This is a genomic window from Ornithinicoccus hortensis, assembly GCF_006716185.1.
GTDB classification, from domain to species: Bacteria; Actinomycetota; Actinomycetes; order Actinomycetales; family Dermatophilaceae; genus Ornithinicoccus; species Ornithinicoccus hortensis.
Map to the genome: position 1 here is coordinate 1,787,846 of NZ_VFOP01000001.1, position 20,951 is coordinate 1,808,796.

Sequence of the window (20,951 nt, forward strand, 5' to 3'; positions counted from 1 at the left end):
TGTTCTTGAAGGACCGAATCACGACACAAGCGTAACGCGCAACGATACTAACGGCAAGCGTAAGTATCGGATCGGCTCGATGGATGGGTGCGCACTGGTTGTGCCCGAGAACGACGAACGGCGGCTGACGCTGGAAGACGCTGAAGGCGTCTCCACAGGTCAGCCGCCGTTGTCGGCAACTACTGACAGAGGGCGAACCCTCGGATCAGATGTCGTAATAGAGGACGTCGTACGGCGCTCACCTGCGCAAACGCCGCTCTGCAGGCGCTGCATGTACCACCCGTGTAACGAGTCGATCGCCCGCGCTGCGTCGGTTGACGACCCAAACCAGCAATGTAGGGACGGCCAGCAACGACGAACAATCCGTGACCGCGAGTGGAACGGGCTCAGGGGCGCAACTCCAACCCGGACTGCAGGTTGCCTGCCAAGATGGGCGACAGGCGTCGGAGTTCGCGCACCTTGTCGGACCGCTCGCGTAACGTAGGCCGACTGTCGATCAGGAGGTCAGTAGTGCAGCTCGAGGAGCTCAAGCCCGGTCTGCGGGTTGAGGGGTTGATCCCGTCCGAGGTCATCACTGTCATCGCGACGCAGTGGCATGGCACGGATGCGTTGGAGCTGACCTACAAGGATTCCTCCGGTCGTCTCGGCCAGCAGGTCGTGTTTCGCAAGGAGGAGGCGAACCTGTCGGTTGCCCAGACCGGCGGCCGCGCCTTCGACGCCGAGGCGAGTGATTTCAAGTTGGTCGCGGAAGCACAGCGCATCACGCTCGCGGGTTTGTTTGATCCGATGCTCGCGGTGGCCACGAGCGACGTGCAGCCGTTGCCGCACCAGATCCGTGCCGTGTATGGCGAGATGCTCCCGAGGACTCCGTTGCGGTTCCTGTTGGCCGATGACCCTGGTGCTGGCAAGACGATCATGGCCGGGCTCTATGTCAAGGAGTTGCTGCTGCGCGACGACGTGAAGCAGTGCCTCATCGTCGCGCCTGGTGGTCTGGTCGAGCAGTGGCAGGACGAGCTGTTCTTCAAGTTCGGTCTCCGGTTCGACCTGCTCACCAACCAGTTGATCGACGCGAACATCAACGTCAACGTGTTCGAGCACAGCCCGCTGCTGATCGCTCGCATGGACCAGCTCTCGCGCAACGAGGAACTCCAGGCGCAGCTCAAGGAGACCGAGTGGGATCTGATCATCATCGACGAGGCGCACCGCATGGGGGCGCACTACTTCGGCGGCAAGCTGGAGAAGACCAAGCGGTTCCAGCTCGGAGAGTTGCTGGGCGAGATCACCCGGCACCTGCTGTTGATGACCGCGACCCCGCACTCGGGCAAGGAGGAGGACTTCCAGCTCTTCCTGACGCTGCTTGATCGCGACCGATTCGAGGGCAAGCAGAGGAAGTCCGTTGACGTCTCCGGCGTCATGCGGCGCATGGTCAAGGAAGACCTGCTTACCTTCGAGGGGAAGAAGCTCTTCCCCGAGCGCATCGCGGAAACGGTGCCGTATGAGCTCACCGCGCTGGAGGAGGAGCTCTATGAGGATGTCACCCACTATGTCCGGGAGGGGATGAACCGAGCGGACAAGCTGGGTGGCAAGTGGAAGAACACCGTCGGGTTCGCGCTCACGGTCCTGCAGCGGCGCCTGGCGTCGAGCCCGGAGGCGATCTACAAGAGCCTCGTGCGCCGCTCGGAGCGACTGGAGCGCAAGAAGCAGGAGATCCTCAACGGCACCTACACCGAATCGGAGCCGTCGGTTGACCTGAGCGAGATCGATGATGACGAGTACAACGCCGAAGAGATGGAGGAGATGGAGGAGGAACTCCTCGACGCGGCCACTGCTGCGCAGACGGTGGAGGAACTCAACGCGGAGCTCCTCGAATTGGACGACTTGATCGAGACCGCGAAGAGGGTCCGCGAGACCGGCACCGACCGCAAGTGGACGGAACTGTCGACGATCCTCCAGGACAACGCACTGACCACGGACGCCAACGGGATGCCGCGCAAGTTCATCATCTTCACCGAGCACCGCGACACCTTGGACTACCTCGAAGGCAAGATCGGCTCGCTGCTGGGCAAGCCGGACGCGGTCAAGGCGATCCACGGCGGTGTACGCCGGGGCGAGCGTCGCCTGATCACCGAAGAGTTCACCAAGAACCGCGACGTCCAGATCCTCCTCGCCACCGACGCCGCAGGAGAGGGACTCAACCTCCAGGCCGCGCATCTCATGGTCAACTACGACCTGCCGTGGAACCCCAACCGCATCGAGCAGCGCTTCGGACGCATCCACCGCATCGGCCAGGAAGAGGTCTGCCGGCTGTGGAACCTGGTCGCCTCGAACACCCGCGAGGGTGAGGTCTTCACCCGCCTGCTGACGAAGCTCGAGCAGATGCGTGAAACTTATGGCGGCAAGGTCTTCGACGTGCTCGGGGAGGCGTTTACTGAAACGCCTCTGCGCAACCTGCTGCGTGAGGCGATCCAGTACGGCGAACGTCCCGACATCAAGGCCAAGATGCACCAGGTCGTCGACTCCTCCGTCGGCGATGGACTGAAGGACCTGCTCGATGATCGTGCGCTCGCCTCGGAGAACCTTGCTGAGGGCGACATGCAGGCCCTGCGCGCCGCAATGGACGAGGCCCGGGCCCGCCGGCTGCAGCCCCATTACATCGAGCTCGCGTTCAAGGCAGCGTTCAGCCGGCTCGGGGGACGGATCGTGAAGCGCGAACAAGGCCGCTACGAGATCGCGAACGTGCCCCAACAGATCCGCGCCGCCAGCACCGGCCCGATCGCCACCAAGTACGACCGCGTGACGTTCGAACTCGACAAGGTCCACGCCGAGGAACACACCCGGGCCGACCTGCTTGCCCCAGGCCACCCGCTCCACGACACGGTCATGGACGAAGCCGTCCGCCAATTCGGGGACACCCTCAACCAAGGCACCGTCCTTGTGTCCTCAACCCTGGAGGAACCCCACCTGCTGGTCGGCGTGGTCGAGGAAGTCGCCGACGCGACCGGCGAGTCCGTGTCCCGACGCTTCGGCTACGCCTACGTCGACAACTACGGCACCGTCACCCCAGCCGGGCCCGCTCCCTATCTCGACTGCGTCGCCGCGCCGGACAGCCCTGTCGTGGACGCCGTCCGAGAGCTGCCGTGGCTCGTGGATGCTGAGGACAAGGCGATGAGCTGGATCATCGCCAACCGGCTGCCCGAGTACCTGTCCGAGGTCCAGCCGCGTCGACTCGCCGAGCTGGACAAAGCACGCGCCCTGGTCGTCAAACGGCTCGAAGGAGAACGCGACCGGCTCCTCCTCGATGCCGCGGTGGCGTCGGAGAAGGAACAGGCTGGCGACAAGCCCAAGATTTCGTCGGAGAGCCTCAACCGTAAGGCCGTCGAACTCGACGTGCGGCTGCGCAAGCGGCTCGAGCTGATGGACCAGCAGCAACTCATGTCCACCAAGCCGCCCCGCATCGTCACCGCAGCACTCGTACTACCCGTCGGGATGCTGGAATCGGAGCTGCCCGACACAGCGCCGATCCACGCCAAGGAGACCAAGGAGGTCGAACGCCGCGGCGTCGACCTCGTGATGGCCCGCGAACGCGAACTCGGCCGCAAGCCCGTCGAACAGGCCTTCAACAACCCCGGCTTCGACATCCTCTCCACCGACGCCAAGGGCGACACCTACCGCATCGAGGTCAAGGCCCGCATCGACGGAGCGAAGGACTTCTTCGTCACCCACAACGAAGTGATGACCGGCAAGAACGCCGTCCCGCGATACCGCCTCGCCCTCGTCCGCGTCGACCCACGCGGAGCCCAGTACGACGAAGTCCGCTACCTCGACGACCCCTTCGCAACCACCGACCTCGGCGGCTTCGACGCCACCGGCGTCCGCGGCGACTGGGCCAAGCAGTGGGCCAAGGGGAAGTTGCCATTCTGATGGCCGAGCGAGTCCCGGAGAGGGAGGATGAGCGTCACGCACGTGAGCTCCTCGAGCGCCAATTGGGCGTTCAGCTGGAGCTCACCGACCTGGGCGGGAAGAGGATTGCGGACTACCGCTTCGTGCGACCCGACGGCCGTGTCGGTGTCGTCGAGGTCACTTCCGTAACTAACCCCGATCGCAAAGTGAACGACGTCGCGTGGAGTGGTGAGCTTGGACCGTTCCCCGTGGACGATCTCCGCAGGAGTTGGATGGTATTCCTGCCCGAGAGCGCCCGTGCGAAAGGTGTTCGATCTCGGATCCACTCAGCTTTGAAACTCCTTGAGGCCGAAGGGAAGGACAGTTTCGACCGCCACAGGCCCCCGGTTGATTGGACGTCATCCGGCGCTCGAATCGCATGGTCGCCAGGGGGGCGCGCTCTCGCTGCTGCTGAGGCGGACCGCGCGAACGCGTACGACGAAGGAGATGGGGCTGTCCATCTCTCGCTGGCCACACACGGCAGCTTTGTGGCGAAAGGCAGCGATGCGTCCGTGACCTTGATTTTCGGCGAGCTCGCCGCCAAGCCGGACAACTACGACAAGCTCCGCGAAGCGACAGGCGACGAAAAGCATCTATTCGTCTGGCTCGATGGTCAGACGGACTACGAGATCTCCCGCCCGCTGATGGACGACCCTGCGCAGCAGTACGAGCACTTCCGGCTGCCGACAGGCGACCCCGACGTCGAGCCGGTCGTAGACGTTCTGTGGATCGTCCATCGCGGATCCATGCGTGGATGGTTCTGGTCGAGAGGCTCCGGATGGAGCTCGGTCGGCGATTGATCGCGCGCCTGCGGTGTGGCCTGCCCGGCTCGGAGCCCTACTCGTGTTCCAACGGCACGTCGGCGATGACGAACGCGATGAACGTCTCCACGGTGGCCAGCATGCCTATCGGGTTCACGCAGCACCAGTCCGAGGCCATGTCGTTGGGAAGCTCCGCATACTTCCCGTCGAATCCGTTCGGGGTCACCGCAACCATTGCTGCCACGAACTCCGCGACCCACTGCTGGTGGCCGTCCGGAGCGCTGGAGGCCCAGCCGGTCGTGCCGAGTTCGTTGAGCAGGTCGTTCAGCAGGTGCCCCTTGAGCTCGCCTTCGATGGCGACCCCGCGCTGGACCAAGGCAGCCTTGATCGCGACCTCACAGGTGTGGTGGGCGGCAAAGATGATCGGCCGCGTCAACGGTTCGTCCGTATGGGCCGCGGTGCAGAGGATCCTCAGGGCGCGTGCATGCTGGTCCAGCATCCCCAGCCACCCCCCGTTCTCCTCGTCGCCCTCAAGGAAGGAACAGTGGCCGCCGCCGGGGTGGTCGGACTGGTCATCCCGGCGAAACGCGATTCTGTCGATGTCCGGGAACTGTGACGTCATGGACTGCCCAACGTCGTGGTCACTTCGGACATTCCGTCGGGCGCTGGCTCTAGCCTCGGCCTTTCATGGGGGTCTGGATCGGCTGCGGATTCTTGGGGTGTGCGGGGCGGAGGGCTCCCGGCTGGGGTCTGGGCAGGCCAGTGTCCCGGGTTGTCGTACCGGGTGGACGTTTTCCGAGGTCTTTCGGGTGGTAGGGGCAGGGGGCTGGGTTCAAGTGAACGCGGTGCGGATCCTGCCCCAGCCGGTGGCGATCGCGGTGGCCCAGGCCCAGGTCTTATCGATACGTAGCCGCACTTGTCGGGCGCCGTGGGTGATCCGGGCGGCGACGTGCAGGACGGCGTAGCGGAACGCGGCGATCTCGCACCGGGCCAGGATGGGGTGGTCGGTGAAGGCGATGAGCTTGGTCCAGGCGATCAGGTCGGTGGCCATGAGGACGACCTGTAACCAGGCAGCGTTCTCGTTCCAAGCCCGGCAGGGCAGGTTGCGCAGCCCGGTGGCCTTGGCCTGGCGGATCCGGTCCTCGACGCGGGCGTGCTGGCGGTGGCGTAGCTCCAGCCCGGCGAGCTGCCCGGGCACCACGCCAGGGCCGGTGTCGGTCAGGAACGCGGTGATCCGCATCCCGTCGGCATCGGTGAACGTCAGCTGCGCGCCGGGGTGGGGCCGTTCTTTGCGCAGGATCAACCGAGACCCATCCGGCCAGGGCGACAGGTCAATATTGTCAGTGACCTCAGCGACCCAGGCGCCCTCACGCATCCCGTCGGTCTCGACCGCCGGGTACCAGGCACCCTCGGGAATGGCATCGACAATGTCCTTGACCCGCAGGTCAACAGGGAACCCGAAAGAGAACCCGACCCCGGCCTGGCGGCACGCGTCAGCGAAGGCGTGGGTCGCCCCTGCCGAGTCCGAGCGGGCCAGCACCCGCGGGCCGCCGGGGTCATCTGGTCGGGGCCGGGCCTGGGTCGGCAGGGCCGCCAACGCCTGCTCCAGGACGGTGATGTGGTCGGCGGCGGTGTTCGACCCGGCGTTCCCTGCCCGCAGCAACCCGGCCAACGCCTCCCCGCCGGCGATCTCCGGGCGGTCCAGGAACGCTAGCAGCGGATGGAACCCGAACGTGCGTTTCCACGTGGCGGCAGCGTTCTCCTTCTCCGAGTGGGCAACCGTGATCGTGGCATCGAAGTCGATCGCCAACTCCTGGGCCAGGTCCGGGCCTGCCCCGGCAGCCCACGCTCGTTCTCGTGCGTCTGCCCGAGCCGCCTGCACCAAGCCCAGGTGATCGGCATCGACCCGGTCCAGCACCCGCCATGCGGTCGGCATCGAGGCCACCGGCCCGAAGACCTCTTCCCGGTCGCTTAGTACGCCGATACCGGTGATCGCCTGCGCACCGTCAGCGACCGCGACCGCCAGGTCGGTCAGCACCCGACCTGGGGCATGCACCCAGGGGCCGGAGTAGGTATCGGCCAGTGCCCTGTCCAGGGCGCTGACCAGACCTGTGTACTCAGCCAGTTCCCGCAACATTCCCAGACCGGCGTGGGACACCACGCCCTCCCCGTCAGCGCTGACCTTGACCCGCGGAAACGACCCGTTACGCTTCACCTTGGAAGTGCTCCTCGAACTGCGACGACGTGACTCTAGACAAGCCACATCATCCCAGTTCAGGAGCACTTTCCACGTCAACCCAAGCCCGCGCCACCGCCCCCGCGTGAAACGCCGAGGCTAGTTCCAAATAGGCGCTGTCCATGAGGCTGAAGCCCAGGAACAGCACGTGACTCGTCATCAGCAACCCCTGGACCAGCCCGTACAGCGGCTTGCCGTCTTCTGCGTGCCGCACGTAGTCATCCGTAGTCAGGACGACACCACGTGGTTTACCCACTGTCCCGTGAAGTTTGAGCAGCCACGGGCCGCTGGTCGTCGCCCACTGATGCGCCATGACACGCAGGTCCTCGCCGTGAGTCAACTTCATCGCTGCCTCTAGGGCTGTGTCAAAGTTCGTGGTGACGTTCTGACGGAGCCGCAGGCTGGCGATGAGTCCATGACTCAACGCGTGATGTTCGGTCGCGAAGAGTTGCTCGAGCAGCCTGGCGTATCTGTCCTCGCCCAGTGCGTCCTTTGCCCGTTGCGCAGCCGCCTTGTAGGCCACTTCGTCGGACCCTTTAGGGAGATCTTGTCCCTCCGCCTGCTGTAAGAGACTGTGCACCAACTGCCCCCAGCTCGGCATCCCGAGCGGGACGCTCGCGCCAGCACCGACGAACACCGACAGTTCACCGCGGCCGGCAAGTTCCCCGAGGCGATCCGCATGATCTAGCAGTTCCTTGCTGACGCTCCATGTCCGCTCCGTCGCTCCCTGCACGGCCGCGTAGTCCCGCGGATCCCTCATCACCAGCGCGACGTCAACGCCGAGCCGTTCGGCGCACGTCACCAGCGCTGGCACCACCGCTCCGACCACGGCACCACGGCGGTGCGCGAAGACTCCGTGCCCAGTGCCGGGCAGCGGCATCGCCACGAGACGCCGGGTACGGCCTGCGTGAGCACCCTGCGGCAGACGGGGAACCAGACGCTCGAGTCCCGAAACGACCGCCTCGGCAAGCTGCTCCACATCCTCCGGCGAGACCGTGTCGACGAGTTCGTATGCCGTCGGGTCCGGTTCGCGCTCCTGCGAACCTCGGCGGCGAGGCGCCAGGCCTGCGCCCTCGGGGAGCGGTTCCCACGCGTCCTGCGGTTGCCGCGTGGTGTCGAACAGCCGGAACCACCAGCTGCTCACGGCCTTGTCCTGGTCGCAGGGGATCAGCACCGCGTCCCAGGACAGCTTGGTCAGGTCACCATGCACGACGAACAGATGGCCTTGCGTCTCCGCGGTCATGAGGTCAGAGTGGCAGGCCTTTCAGGATGGCGCGCGGCGGCATGGCCGACCAAGAATCGTCGGCGCTATCCTGGCCGGCGTGGCCCCCCTTGCGAGTTCCGTCGAGCAGATGGTCACTGCGCTCGTACCGACCCTGTCTCGGAGTCTGGCTGAGCAGTTCAACGTCTTCCGCGTGATGCACCACGGGACCCATGAGAAGCAACTGTCCAACGTGTTCGCCTGGCTCCTGACGCCAGGAGCGACACACGAACTGGGCGATGCGTTCCAGCGGCTTTTCCTCGAGCACGTCAACCAGTTCCTCGACGAGACAGCACAGCTCCCCACAACCGGCTATCGCGTGATCCAGGAGGTCAACACCTCCGTGGCAGAAGAGGGCGCGGACATCGCGGACATCGTCCTCACGAACGACCGTGCGAGCGTGGTCGTGGAGAACTACGAGGTCTCCGACGGTCACGGCCACGGCTATCACCGGTACCTTGCGCACGGCGCCCTGGGCGGGAGGCAGAGTGTCGTGGTTCTGCTGTGCGTCAGACGCGAGAGCCAACTCCAGCGAGGAGGTTGGGAGAACGCTGCCGTCCTCACCTATGCACAACTCCTTGAGAACCTGCATGCGCACATCGCCGGCGACCAGGCCTGGCAGCGTGCCCACCCCAGACAGAACTTCTTCATCAGTGAATTCGTCCAACACTTCACGGAAGGCCCAACGGCTGTGAGCACCGGTGACCAGATCGCATTCATCAAAGCCATGTGCGAGACGGGCGAGAGTGTTCGATACGGTCACCGCCCGCAGGACGCCGCCGGGCAGGAGTTCGCGAGCCTCGTGGCGCAGCATGCCCAGAGGCAGTTCGAGGATGGCCGCAGGACCCTTGCCACGGTGAAACGGACCTTGAGAAGTTACGCCGAGCACACGCTGACCGGGCAGGTCAACGAAGCGGTGGCGGCGGGGCATATCACCACGGTCTCGACGAACTTCCGCGGCCTGTGGGAGTGGGCCGTTGCCCTTGAGCGGCCAGTTCCACACCCGCGCATCCATTTCGAGTTCGGCCCGACGGCCGTGGCGGAGAACGCTGTTGTCGCTGAACCGATCGCTGACCCCGACTACTCGAAGATCTTCGTGAGTCGCCAAGGACCTGACTTAGGCGCGATTGACAAGATTCTCCAGACGGACGTAGGACTCGACGACGTCCTCGCAGGCCTAAGCCCTGATGACGTCCGACTCCGCGACGATCTGCTCGCGATCACCAGGCTGCCCTAGCCTCGGTCTTTCATGCGGCTGCTGACGGTGCCCGTTCTGGCCGGTCGTGAGGCGGGTCTGGCCTGATTCTGGTGGGTGGGCATGGGTGGTGCCCGGCTGTCGCGCCGGGTGTGCGGTTTCCGAGGTCCTTGGTCGTCGGGACGGGGGTCTGCGTTCAGGTGAACGCGGTGCGGATCCGGCCCCAGCCGGTGGCGATCGCGGTGGCCCAGGCCCACGTCCTGTCGAGGCGCAGCCGGACCTGTCGGGCGCCGTGGGTGATGCGGGCGGCGACGTGCAGGACGCGGTAGCGGAACGCGGCGACCTCGCACCTGGCCAGGGTCGGGTGGTCGGCGAAGGCGATGAGCTTGGTCCGGGCGATCAGGTCGGTGGCCATCAGAACCACCTCGAGCCATGCCGCGTTCTCGTTCCACGCCCGGCAGGGCAGGTTGCGCAGGCCGGTGTCCTTGGCCTGGCGGATCCGGTCCTCGACCCGGGCGTGCTGGCGGTGGCGCAGCTCCAGCCCGGCGATCTGCCCGGGGACGACGCCGGGGGCGGTGTCGGTCAGGAACGCGGTGATCCGCATCCCGTCGACATCGGTGAAGGTCAGCTGCGCGCCGGGGTGGGGACGTTCCTTGCGCAGGATCAGCCGGGAGCCCGCAGGCCAGGCCGACAGGTCCACGTTGCCGGTGACCTCGGCCACCCAGGCCCCGTCCCGCAGGTCGCCGTCGGTCTGGATGGCCGGGTGCCAGCAGTTCTCGGGGACGGCATCGACGATGTCCTGTACGCGCAGGTCGACGGGGAAGCCGAAGGAGAACCCGACCCCGGCCTTGCGGCACGCGGCGGCGAACGCGTGCGTGGCACCGGCGGAGTCGGACCGGGCCAGCACCCGCGGGCCCTCGGCATCACCCGGACGGGGTCGGGCGTGCTCGGGCAGCGCGGCCAGCGCCATGTCCAGCACCGCGATGTGGTCGGCGGCGGTGTTGGACCCGGCGTTGCCCTTGCGCAACAACCCGGCCAGCGCCTCCCCGCCGGCGATCTGTGGGCGGTCCAGGAAGGCCAGCAGCGGATGGAAGCCGAAGGTGCGCTTCCAGGTCGCGGCCGCGTTCTCCTTCTCCGAGTGCGCGATGGTGATCGTGGCGTCGAAGTCGATCGCCAGCTCCTGGGAAAGGTCCGGCCCCGCCCCGGCCGCCCACGCCCGCTCCCGCGCGAGCGACCGTGCCGCCCGCACCGCGCCCAGGTGGTCGGCATCGACCCGGTCCAGGACCCGCCACGCGGTCGGCATGGAGGCCACCGGCCCGAAGATCCCTTCCCGGTCGCCCAGCACCTCGATCCCGGTGATCGCATCCGCCCCGTCGGCCACGGCGACCGCGACATCGGTCAGCACCCGGCCCGGGGCATGGATCCACGGCCCACGGTAGGTGTCGGCCAACGCCCCGTCCAGGGCCTCGACCAGGCCGGTGTCCTCGGCCACCTCCCGCAACATCCCCAGCCCGGCGTGCGACACGACGCCCTCACCATCGGCGCTGACCTTCACCCGTCGGACCGACCCGTTACGCTTCACCTGAGAAGTGCTCCTTGAACTGTGACGACGTGAACTCTTGACAAGTCACATCATCCCAGTTCAGGAGCACTTTTCACGTCAACTCAAGGACCGTGCCGCACCACCCACGTGAAACACCGAGGCTAGGGTGGTGCGCGTGGGAGAACTGAAGCGCAAGCTGATCGAGGTCGCCCTCCCGCTGGAGGCGATCAACAAGGAGTCGGCGAGGGAGAACTACATCTACAGGGGAAACCCATCGTCGGTGCACAAGTGGTGGGCGCAGCGCCCGCTCGCGGCAGCCCGTGCCGTGCTGTTCGCCCAGCTCGTCGATGACCCGTCCGCGCGGCCGGACGAGTTCCCCACCGAGGAGGACCAGCGCCGCGAGCGCGAGCGCCTCCACGGACTGATCGAGCGCCTCGTCAGGTGGGAGAACGTCCGCGACGAGAAACTCCTCGCCGAAGCCCACGCCGAGATCCTCAAGTCCACCGACGGCAACCCGCCGCCGATCCTCGACCCGTTCGCCGGCGGCGGCACCATCCCGCTCGAAGCGCAGCGCCTCGGCCTCGAAGCCCACGCCTCCGACCTCAACCCGGTCGCGGTACTCATCAACAAGGCACTCATCGAGATCCCGCCGAAGTTCCGCGACCAAGCCCCTTCCTATCCTGACCTCGCCGACTCCGAGATCCGCGACTGGAAGGGCGCTGAAGGGCTCGCAGCCGATGTCCGCGCTTACGGCGGCTGGATGCGTGACGAAGCCGAGAAGTGGACCGGTCATCTCTACCCGAAGGCAACTCTCGACGATGGCACCCAAGCGAACGTCATCGCTTGGATCTGGGCTCGTACCGTGACCTGCCCCAACCCTGCCTGCGGCATCGAAATGCCACTGGTCCGCTCCTGGTGGCTGGGCAAGAAGAGGGGCAAGGAGGCGTACGTCGTCCCCACCGTCGTGGGTGATCCGGACCACCCCTCGGGCCAGCGAGTGCAGTTCGACATCGGGCACGACAAGGCTGGTTCACCGACCAAGGAGACCGACGGCACCGTCGGCCGAAATGGTGCCTTCTGCATCGCCTGCGAGACCGCGGTCGACTTGAAGTACGTCCGAGCTGAGGGTCGCGACGGGCGTACGGGGCAAACACTGATGGCCGTGGTCGCCGAAGGCAACCGCTCCCGCGCATATGTGGCGCCAGATCAGGTCCACTCTTTGGCAGCAGATGTACCCCGTCCGGATGACCTTCCTGACCCTTCGATCCCGGATCAGGCGCTTGGCTTCCGGGTGCAGGCGTACGGCATGACGAAGTGGGTAAATCTCTTCACCAACCGCCAACTGGTGGCGCTGACCACCTTCAGCGACCTGGTCTCCGAGGCCAGGGAGAAGGTTCGCGCCGACGGCGGCACGCCGGAGTACGCCGACGCCGTCGCGACTTACCTCGCATTTTCTGTCAGCAAGCTGGCTGACTATGGGAACTCGCTTGCGGTTTGGTATCCGAAGGAGGATCGCCCGAAGAATCTGTTTGCCCGACAGTCCATCCCGATGGTGTGGGACTTCCCCGAAGTCAACCCGCTGTGTGACATAGGGGGAAGCTGGTCACGTTGCGTGCAGGTGGTCAGCCAGGGCTTCGCGGAGCTCGTACCGGCGACGAGTGGCGTTGCGCAACAGGCAGATGCCTCGGCGCGGTCGTACTTGGGGGCAGTCGTGAATACAGACCCTCCGTACTACGACAACATTGGCTACTCGGACCTGTCCGACTTCTTTTATGTCTGGTTGCGCCGTGCCCTCCGGAAACAGTATCCAGACCTACTCTCGACGATGCTCGTGCCCAAGGCAGAAGAGCTCGTGGCAAACCAGTATCGACATGGTGGAAAATCTGCGGCCAATGGCTTCTTCGAGTCGGGATTCAGACGCGTGTTTGCGAAGGTGCGTGAGAGTGCCGCAACTCACGCACCTATGGTCGTGTGGTACGCCTTCAAACAGAGTGAGAAGTCAGACGCTGGAGAGACCTCATCCGGGTGGGAGACCCTGCTCGAAGGTATGATCCGCTCAAATTGGGAGATCACTTCAACGTGGCCAGTTCGAAGCGAGCGTTCCAGTCGAGCGGTCGGGTTGGGCACGAACGCGCTGGCGTCATCGATCGTCCTCTCGCTCCGTCCGCGCGCAGAAGATGCGCGGACCACTGACAGGCGTGGCTTCATCGCAACGCTTGAGGCGGAGTTGCCTGACGCTCTCCGCAAGCTTCAGCAGGGCCTGATCGCGCCTGTTGACCTGCCCCAGGCCGCCATCGGTCCCGGCATGGCGGTGTTCAGTCGCTACAGCGCGGTCCTTGAACCGGACGGCACGAAGATGACTGTGCGGGCTGCCTTGTCCAGGATCAACGAGATCCTCGATCAGGTTCTAAATGAACAGGAAGGCGACTTCCACGCGACGACCAGGTTCGCTCTGGCGTGGTACCGGCAGCACGGGTACGCGGTGGGCGATTTCGGCGACGCCAACACTCTCGCGAACGCTCGCAACACGAGCGTGGATGCGATGGCCCGCGCGGGCGTGCTGACCTCCGCTGCGGGCAAGGTGCAGTTGATTCGTCCCGAGGACATGCCGGCCGACTATGACGTGCTGGCCGACGAGTCGACCAGCGGCTGGGAGGTCCTGCACCACCTGATCCGCCTTCTGAACACCGGTGGCGTCCAGGCAGCGGGATCATTCCTTGCGACCGCACTCAGCCGTCCGGAGGGGGACATCGAGGCCGACCTCATCAAGGAACTTGCCCACCTCGTCTTCCGCGTCAGTGAAAAGAACGGCTGGACCAAGGAAGCCCTCGACTGCAATACCGTCGTCACCAGCTGGCCCGAGATCCTCGACGCCTCCCGCGAGGTCGGCAAGGCCACCAGTGAGCAGGGCGAGATCGACTTCGACGAGGTCACCGAGTCATGATCGCGGCAGCCGTCGAGAGCGAGTGGACGCGCGACTATGCGGCGTTCATGCGTTGTGACGCCGGTGACGAATGGCTGCCTCGGGCTGCGGAGCAGGTGGGGAAGTGGCTCCGGGAGAAGGGGTTCGGCGATGTTGACCTGAACACCGATCAAGACCTCGTCGCGAAGGGTGCTCGCCTCGCTATTCGCGCAATCCGCGACGACGCCGCGCAGGACTTCCGGATCCGGATGGTCGAGGAGAACGACGGCGGGACGTGGGCCACTGACCTCGTCGCCCACGACGCGCCCGGCGAGTCTGACTGGGTCCACGTCACGGTCGCGAACAAGGAGGGCAACTACGCGAGCGTTCCGCGCGTGGCGAAGTACCTGATGGGTGCGCTACCGCTCGGCGACGGCAAGCTCGAACTGCGCGAAGAACCGGTCGTTCACCACACTGCGGACCTCGATCTCCTTGTCGAGCTGCTAGCCGACCGAGAGCGCCACGGGCTCGTCCTGGTGGCCGGCACGACAGCCGCTGACGGGATCCCGTTCGACAAGTTCCGGGAAGCTGTTGGCGACTGGACCCGTGACGTAGCGGGGTTGGCTCAGGTCGTCGTGCTCGATCCCATCGCAACCCAGGAGTTCGCAAACCGGGTGGGGGAGCGGTTCAAGGCCCCTGCTTGGACCATTCGCACCTATCAGCCCGGTGTCGACTTCGACGACCCGGCGAGTTCGAGGCACCACCGGATGATGGGCACGGCGCGGTTGGCCAATCAGAAGCCGGGCCGCACCCGACACCTCCTTGGCGAGATCGCGCGTAATCATGCCGCCAAGCGTGGACTGCCGGTGGAGGTCCAGCGGGTCCGGCGCCGGTTCGAGCGACACGAGAATCGCCGGCTCGTCCAGACGCTGGGCCAACCCGAACTCGAGCTGGGGCTTGAGACCAAGGAAGCACCTCAGCTCCCGCTGAAGGTCGAGAAGCGGTCGGCGGCGAAGGCCGGTAGGGAACGGCTTGGCCGAGCAAAGGAGCAGCTTGCGGAAATCGCGCTGGTCAAGCGCATGCTCAAGCTCGAGGAGATCACAGAGGCGAGCCTTCGGGGCATCGCCGACCGAATTGCGCGCGTCGGTTCTCACCAGCAGGCTATGCAGCAGTTCCAAGACCGGGTGGACCAGCTGCAGGTGCGCGTCGAGAGGCTGGAAGACGAGGGTGTAGACCTTCGCGAGGCGCTCGACACCGCGCAGCTCGAGGCCGAGGACGCCAAGCTGGACCTCGACAAACGGGATGGACGTATCAGGTGGCTCGAGTCGCGACTGCGAGATGCGGGTGACTACGAGGCTGGCTATGCAGAGGTGCCAGACGAGTACAGGGTCGAGCGTCCCGACAGCTTCGAGGACCTCATCAAGCAGATCGAAGACCTTGACGGCGTCGAATTCACGGGCGCGATGGACGACGTGGACAAGCTCAATGCCATCGACACCAACGAGGCTGCACTGCGTACGGCCTGGGAGGCGGTGCTGACGCTTGCGGACTACGTCAAAGCGCGTGCAGCCGGGGACTGCGACAACGGGCTCGATCACTACATCAAACACACGCCGACCGGATACCGCACGATTTCGCCGGGAAAATGGGCCCACACCGAGACTGCCCAAACCATGAAGGGCTGGGGCGGCGAGCGCATCTTCCCCGTGCCTGCCTCCGTAGACGTAGCGGAGCGTGCTGAGATGAAGGCTCACTTCAGGCTCGCCCAGATCGGGATGGAGTCGCCCCGCATGTACATCCTCGACTGCCACCCGAAGCAGCCGATGGTCTACGTCGGCTACATCGGCACGCACCTGACCAACACGAAGACCAACTGAGGGGGAGCGGATGGGCTTCCAGACACCGCAGCACGGCTTGGGCAGCTATCTGGAGTGGACCACGTCTGGGAAGATCCAACTGCCGGACTTCCAGCGCGGCTACAAGTGGGAGGACGAGCGGATTCGGCAGCTCCTCGTCACCATCCTCCGCGGCCACCCGATGGGCGTGGTCATGCTGCTGGACACCGGTAGCAACGAGGTGCGCTTCAAGCCGCGCCCCATCGAGGGCGTCGATGCAACCGCCTGCGATCCGCCCGAGCACCTGCTGCTGGATGGCCAACAGCGGCTGACATCACTGACTCAGTCACTGACGGGTGACGGAGTTGTCGACACGAAGGACAGCCGCGGAAAGCTGATGCGGCGGCGCTACTTCGTCCACATGGCCATGGCCCTGGACGGCGAGGATCGGCTCGACGAGGCCGTGATCTCTGTTCCCGCTGACGGCAGGATCAAGGAGAACTTCGACCGCGACATCGTGCTCGACCTCTCTACGCCCGAGCTGCAGCGGAAGAACGGTTACTTCCCCTTGTCATTGCTCTACAACAGCTCCTCGGCGACCGAGTGGCTCTTCGACGTGGAGGACCGCGACCTCGGCCGGGACTTCCACTCCAAGATCGTGGCCGAGGCCGGAAAGTACTCGATCCCCGCCATCCAGCTCGACAAGCGGACCAGCAAGGCGGCCGTTGCGACCGTCTTCGAGAAGGTCAACACCGGCGGCCTCCCGCTGAACGTGTTCGAACTCCTCACCGCCACTTTTGCCGGAGACAAGGCCTACTACGACGAGCACGGCACAGACTTTCGGCTCAACGACGACTGGCTGGAGACGCAGCAGAAGTTCTCGTCGCACCCCGTCCTGGCCGGCCTGGAAAACACCGACTTCCTGCAGGCCGTCACCCTCCTCGCTACGCGCAAGCGCAATCTGGCCGACACCAGCGCCAGGCCGACCGCGGTGTCGGCGAAGCGCGAGGATGTCCTCAAGCTGGACCTCAGCGACTACCTGGAGTGGGTCAGCCCGCTGCGGGAGGCCTTCATCTGGGCAGCGAGTTTCATGGCCGACCGGCACATCTTCGACACCAAGTTCTTGCCGTATCCGAAGCAGTTGGTGCCGCTCGCGGCGATCAAGGTCGTGATGGGAGCCGATGCCGACCTGATTGGCGTTCGCGACCGCATCGTCCAGTGGTTCTGGTGTGGGATCCTCGGCGAGCTCTATGGCGGCGCCATCGAAACCCGGTTCGTGCGTGACCTGCAGCAGGTGCCCGCCTGGGCACGGGGCGAGGAAGGCGCTGCCACGCCGAACACCGTCCAGGACGCGACGTTCGTTGAGTCGCGGCTCCACTCGCTGCGGACTCGGAACGCAGCCGCGTACAAGGGAATCTATGCACTGCTCCTCGCCAACGAGGCGCGTGACTGGATGGAGGACAAGCAGCTCGACAAGGTGCAGTACGTCGATCTGGATCTCGACATCCACCACATCTTCCCGAAGAAGTGGTGCAACGACGGACAGATCGACGACGAGCACCGCGAGTCCATCATCAACAAGACCGCCATCAGCGCCCGCACCAACCGGGTGATCGGCGGTGCAGCCCCATCGGGATACCTGAGGGTCATCGAGGACAAGGCGCAGATCTCAGCAGACAAGCTGGACGCGCTTCTCGAGTCGCACCTAGTACCCAGCGATCTGCTCCGTGCAGACGACTTCGACGGCTACTTCGCAGAGCGAAGAGAGCGGTTGTGCAGGCTGGTGGAGAAGGCAATGGGCAAGGCGGTTCCCCGCGACCTCGACAGAGGTGAAGCGTCGGAGGCGTCCGACAGCTTCGATACGGCCGAGGTCTCGGAGATGATCGAGGAGCAGGATTGACATGGCACTGAGCAACCGCGACCGCATCAACAAGATGTTCGAGATCATGGCGCCGGCCCTGGATGACTTCATCTCGGCGCAGATCGGGGCGGTACATGCCGCTGCTGGGCCGAAGTGGGCGGAGCTGGTCCGGGCCAAGGACGGCGCTGGGTCAGAGAAAGACTATGACCCTCGCGATCCGCAGGTCCAGTTCCGGATGCTGACCGAGAAGAACATCTGCACCAAGGTCAAGCAGGGCTGGTACCCGTTCAGCGATGCGCTCGGCCGGACTGGCGAATCGTTCGCCAGCGAGCTCCGGGATGTGCGGAACACGTGGGCGCACAATGGGTCGTTCACCGACGACGACGCCTACCGGGCGCTCGACACGGGGGAGCGACTTCTCTCGCTGATCGGCGCTGCCGACGAGGCCGCGCAGGTGAAGGACGTTCGCCTCAACCTGCGCCGTGTCACCGCGGACAAGGACGACAAGCGCTCGCTCAAGACCGCGGCCGGGGACAACCCCGAGGCCGAAGGTCTCAAGCCGTGGCGTGAGGTGCTCCAGCCGCACGATGATGTCGCGACCGGCAACTTCCATGCGTCTGAATTCGCGGCTGATCTCTACAAGGTCGCGACCGGCGGCGAGGTCGACTCGGACTACGCCGACCCCGTCGAGTTCTTCAAACGCACCTACCTCACTGAAGGTCTCAGCGACCTCATCGGTCGCGCGGTGCGCCGCCTCTCCGGGGACGAGAACGCGTCGCCGGTCATCAACCTGCAGACCAACTTCGGTGGCGGCAAGACGCACTCGATGCTGTCGCTGTGGCACGTCGCCGCTGGCCTGCCCGTGGGCGACTACCCGCAAGAGACACAAGAGTTGCTCCTTGCCAACGACTACAAGGGCGACAAAGTCAACCGCGTCGCCATCGTCGGCAACCACACCAGCCCGTCCGGTGTCATCAAGGACGACGGCACCCAGGTCAACACGATCTGGGGCGAACTCGCCTGGCAACTCGGCGGCGCCGAAGCGTATGCGGTTGTCGCCAATGCCGATCGGGACCGGACGCTTCCTGGCGACGCACTGCACGAGCTCTTGAAGAAGTACGCACCTGCTGTCATCTTGATCGATGAGTGGGTTGCCTATGCACGCTCTCTCGTTGGACGCGACGATCTTGCTGGTGGCACGTTCGACGATCAGTTCACGTTCGCTCAGTCGTTGACCGAGGCGTCGAAGGGCACGCCAGGGGTGTTGCTGGCGATCTCGATCCCTGCCTCGGAGAGTGGGGACGACTCGGAGATCGCGACTGGGAATGCCGAGGAGGTCGGCGGGGCCAATGGCTTGGAGGCTCTCAAGCGGCTCCAGAACGTGGTCCGTCGCGTGGCCGACCAGTGGCGTCCGGCGTCCTCGGACGAGGCGTACCACATCGTCAAGCAGCGGCTCTTCAAACAGCCCGACGCCGCCGCACTCGCCACGATCGGCGCCACCGCACGGGCATACGTCGAGATGTACCGCAAGTACACCGACGACTTCCCCCGCGGGGCTCGCGACGCGTCGTACGAGGACCGCATCAAGCGCACATATCCGATCCACCCCGAGCTGTTCGACACGCTCTATGAGGAATGGTCGTCACTGGAGCGGTTCCAGCGCACCCGTGGCGTGCTGCGCCTGATGAGCACCGTTATCCACGCACTCTGGACGGGCGAGGACGCCTCGCCGCTGATCATGCCCGGGTCGATCCCGCTCGCCACGGCGGACGTGAACGCTGAGCTGACCCAGTACCTCCAGGACTCGTGGAAGGCGATCATCGACGCCGATGTCGATGGCCCGAACTCCGAGCCGGGACGCATCGACAAGGAGAAGCCGCTCTTCGGGCAGCGTGCGTTGACGAAGCGTCTGGCGCGGACCGTGTTCTTCGGGGCCGCGCCGACGATCGCGCCGGGCTCGACCCACAAGGGCATCGGCACTCAGCGAGTGTTCCTCGGCACCGCCGTACCCGGTGACGTGCCCGGCAACTTCCACGCCGCGCTGACGCAGCTCGGTGACCGGGCGACGTACTTCTACTCCGGCTCGGGCAAGCACTGGTACGACCTGCAGCCCAACATCACCCGAACGGCGAAGGACCAGGCCGAGCGCCTCCACAAGGAGGACGTCTGGGCCGAGATCGTGCGCCGGCTCCAGGGCCAGGGACGCACCCGGGGTGACTTCGCCGGCGTACACGTGTGCCCAGAGACGAATGCCGACATCCCGGACACCGACGAGGCACGGCTGGTGATCCTCCACCCGAAGGTCGCGCACAAGGGCAAGAAGGACTCCGAGGCCAAGGAGTTCGCACACAAGGCGACCGAACAGCGGGGGAGTGCCAACCGGACCAACCGGAACACGGTGGTCTACCTTGCCGCCGACGAGGCCCGCCGCGAAGAGCTGGATGCCGCGACGCGGGACTACCTCGGCTGGAAGCACGTCCTCGACAACGAGGCCGACCTCGACCTGACCCAGAACCAGAAGAACCAGGCAGCCCAACGCCGCGACCAGGCCGACCAGACCGTGACCTCGCGGCTGCTGCAGACCTTCACCTGGGCGCTCGTACCCATGCAGCCCGACCCGGGCTCGCCGTTCCTCATCCGCGAGACCAAGGTCGAGGGCCAGTCCGAATCTCTCGCGGAACGCGTGTCACGGCGTCTCGGGAACGACGGGGACCTGTCCACACGCCAAGCAGCCGCCACGATCCGGCTGGCGATCAGCAACGTGCCGCAGATCTGGAAGGACGGCCACGTTTCACTCGGCGCACTCTGGGGCCTGTACGCGCAGTACCCCTATATGCCTCGGTTGCGTGACCGGAAGGTGCTCGACGAAGGCATCGTCGACCTCCCGATGATCTGGCAGACCGACGCATTCGCCCTTGCGACCGGGTACGACGAGGACGCGGGACGCTACATCGGACTGTGGACCCCGGAGGACAAGGGGCCGGCGCCGGTTGCCACGGACACGCTGCTGCTGGTCCGCCCGGATGTTGCCACCAAGCAGCGTGAGGCGGAGTCTGCAGCGAAGGCGTCGCCCGAAGAGCAGGTCGCAGATCTCATCGATCAGCACGGGGGGACTGCAGAGCGCGACCCGTCGGCACCGAGGGTCGACGTTGTCTACCCGAAGGCCAAGACTCGCTTCTTCGGCGTCAAGACCCTCAACTCCAGCAAGATCGCGATCGACTTCAAGAACATCGCCGACGAGGTCATCGCCAACCTCCGCGCCGACGACGGCACCGAGCTGACCGTCCGCATTGAGATCGAAGCCACCAACACCAGCGGGTTCGAGGACGGCAAGATCCGTACCGTCTCGGAGAACGCCAAGACGTTGAAGTTCGATCAGTCCGGGTTCGAGGAAAGCTGAACGAGAAGGCGAGCAAAG

11 protein-coding genes are annotated in these 20,951 nt (G+C 65.4%); 7 read left to right on the forward strand and 4 right to left on the reverse strand.

Features of this window, described 5'->3' with window-relative positions:
• Positions 1–510 precede the first annotated feature (510 nt).
• Both FB467_RS08285 and FB467_RS08290 read left to right on the forward strand, forming a co-directional pair.
• Positions 511–3,921: a helicase-related protein gene (locus FB467_RS08285; RefSeq protein WP_141784683.1), complete on the forward strand. Its 3,411-nt coding sequence runs from the start codon at positions 511–513 to the stop codon at positions 3,919–3,921.
• Positions 3,921–4,739: a hypothetical protein gene (locus tag FB467_RS08290; protein ID WP_141784684.1), complete on the forward strand. Its 819-nt coding sequence runs from the start codon at positions 3,921–3,923 to the stop codon at positions 4,737–4,739. Before FB467_RS08285 ends, FB467_RS08290 begins: the two co-directional genes overlap by 1 nt.
• A gap of 37 nt (positions 4,740–4,776) precedes the next feature.
• Here FB467_RS08290 and FB467_RS08295 read toward each other — a convergent pair whose 3' ends face one another.
• From FB467_RS08295 to FB467_RS08305, 3 genes are all read right to left on the reverse strand, one after another.
• Positions 4,777–5,322: a hypothetical protein gene (locus tag FB467_RS08295; protein WP_141784685.1), complete on the reverse strand. Its 546-nt coding sequence runs from the start codon at positions 5,320–5,322 to the stop codon at positions 4,777–4,779.
• A 210-nt stretch (positions 5,323–5,532) separates the two neighbouring features.
• Positions 5,533–6,915 carry an IS1380 family transposase gene (locus FB467_RS08300; protein WP_141784686.1) on the reverse strand — a complete coding sequence of 461 codons (1,383 nt, stop codon included), beginning with the start codon at positions 6,913–6,915 and terminating at the stop codon, positions 5,533–5,535.
• A 49-nt stretch (positions 6,916–6,964) separates the two neighbouring features.
• Positions 6,965–8,179 carry an SIR2 family protein gene (locus FB467_RS08305; protein ID WP_141784687.1) on the reverse strand — a complete coding sequence of 405 codons (1,215 nt, stop codon included), beginning with the start codon at positions 8,177–8,179 and terminating at the stop codon, positions 6,965–6,967.
• 79 nt (positions 8,180–8,258) lie between these two features.
• Between FB467_RS08305 and FB467_RS08310 the strand changes: the two genes are divergently transcribed.
• Positions 8,259–9,434 (forward strand): PD-(D/E)XK nuclease family protein, encoded by a 1,176-nt coding sequence (locus tag FB467_RS08310; RefSeq protein ID WP_228393303.1) that lies wholly within the window; start codon positions 8,259–8,261, stop codon positions 9,432–9,434.
• Positions 9,435–9,588: 154 nt separating this feature from the next.
• On the opposite strand, the gene FB467_RS08315 is transcribed toward FB467_RS08310, so the two are convergent.
• Complete coding sequence (locus tag FB467_RS08315; RefSeq protein WP_141784688.1) at positions 9,589–10,974, reverse strand: IS1380 family transposase; 1,386 nt, start codon at positions 10,972–10,974, stop codon at positions 9,589–9,591.
• 136 nt (positions 10,975–11,110) lie between these two features.
• Here FB467_RS08315 and FB467_RS08320 point away from each other — a divergent pair, with 136 nt between their 5' ends.
• From FB467_RS08320 to FB467_RS08335, 4 genes are read left to right on the forward strand one after another with little or no spacing between them, the layout of a single operon-like run.
• On the forward strand, positions 11,111–13,879 hold the full coding sequence (locus FB467_RS08320; protein WP_141784689.1) for a DUF1156 domain-containing protein: 2,769 nt from the start codon (positions 11,111–11,113) through the stop codon (positions 13,877–13,879).
• Entirely contained in the window at positions 13,876–15,714 is a 1,839-nt protein-coding gene (locus FB467_RS08325) for a hypothetical protein (RefSeq protein WP_141784690.1), read from the forward strand. Before FB467_RS08320 ends, FB467_RS08325 begins: the two co-directional genes overlap by 4 nt.
• Before the next feature lie 10 nt (positions 15,715–15,724).
• Entirely contained in the window at positions 15,725–17,572 is a 1,848-nt protein-coding gene (locus tag FB467_RS08330; RefSeq protein ID WP_141784691.1) for a GmrSD restriction endonuclease domain-containing protein, read from the forward strand.
• Position 17,573: 1 nt separating this feature from the next.
• A complete protein-coding gene (locus FB467_RS08335; RefSeq protein ID WP_141784692.1) occupies positions 17,574–20,933 on the forward strand; it encodes a DUF499 domain-containing protein in 3,360 nt (1,119 codons plus the stop codon).
• Positions 20,934–20,951 lie beyond the last annotated feature (18 nt).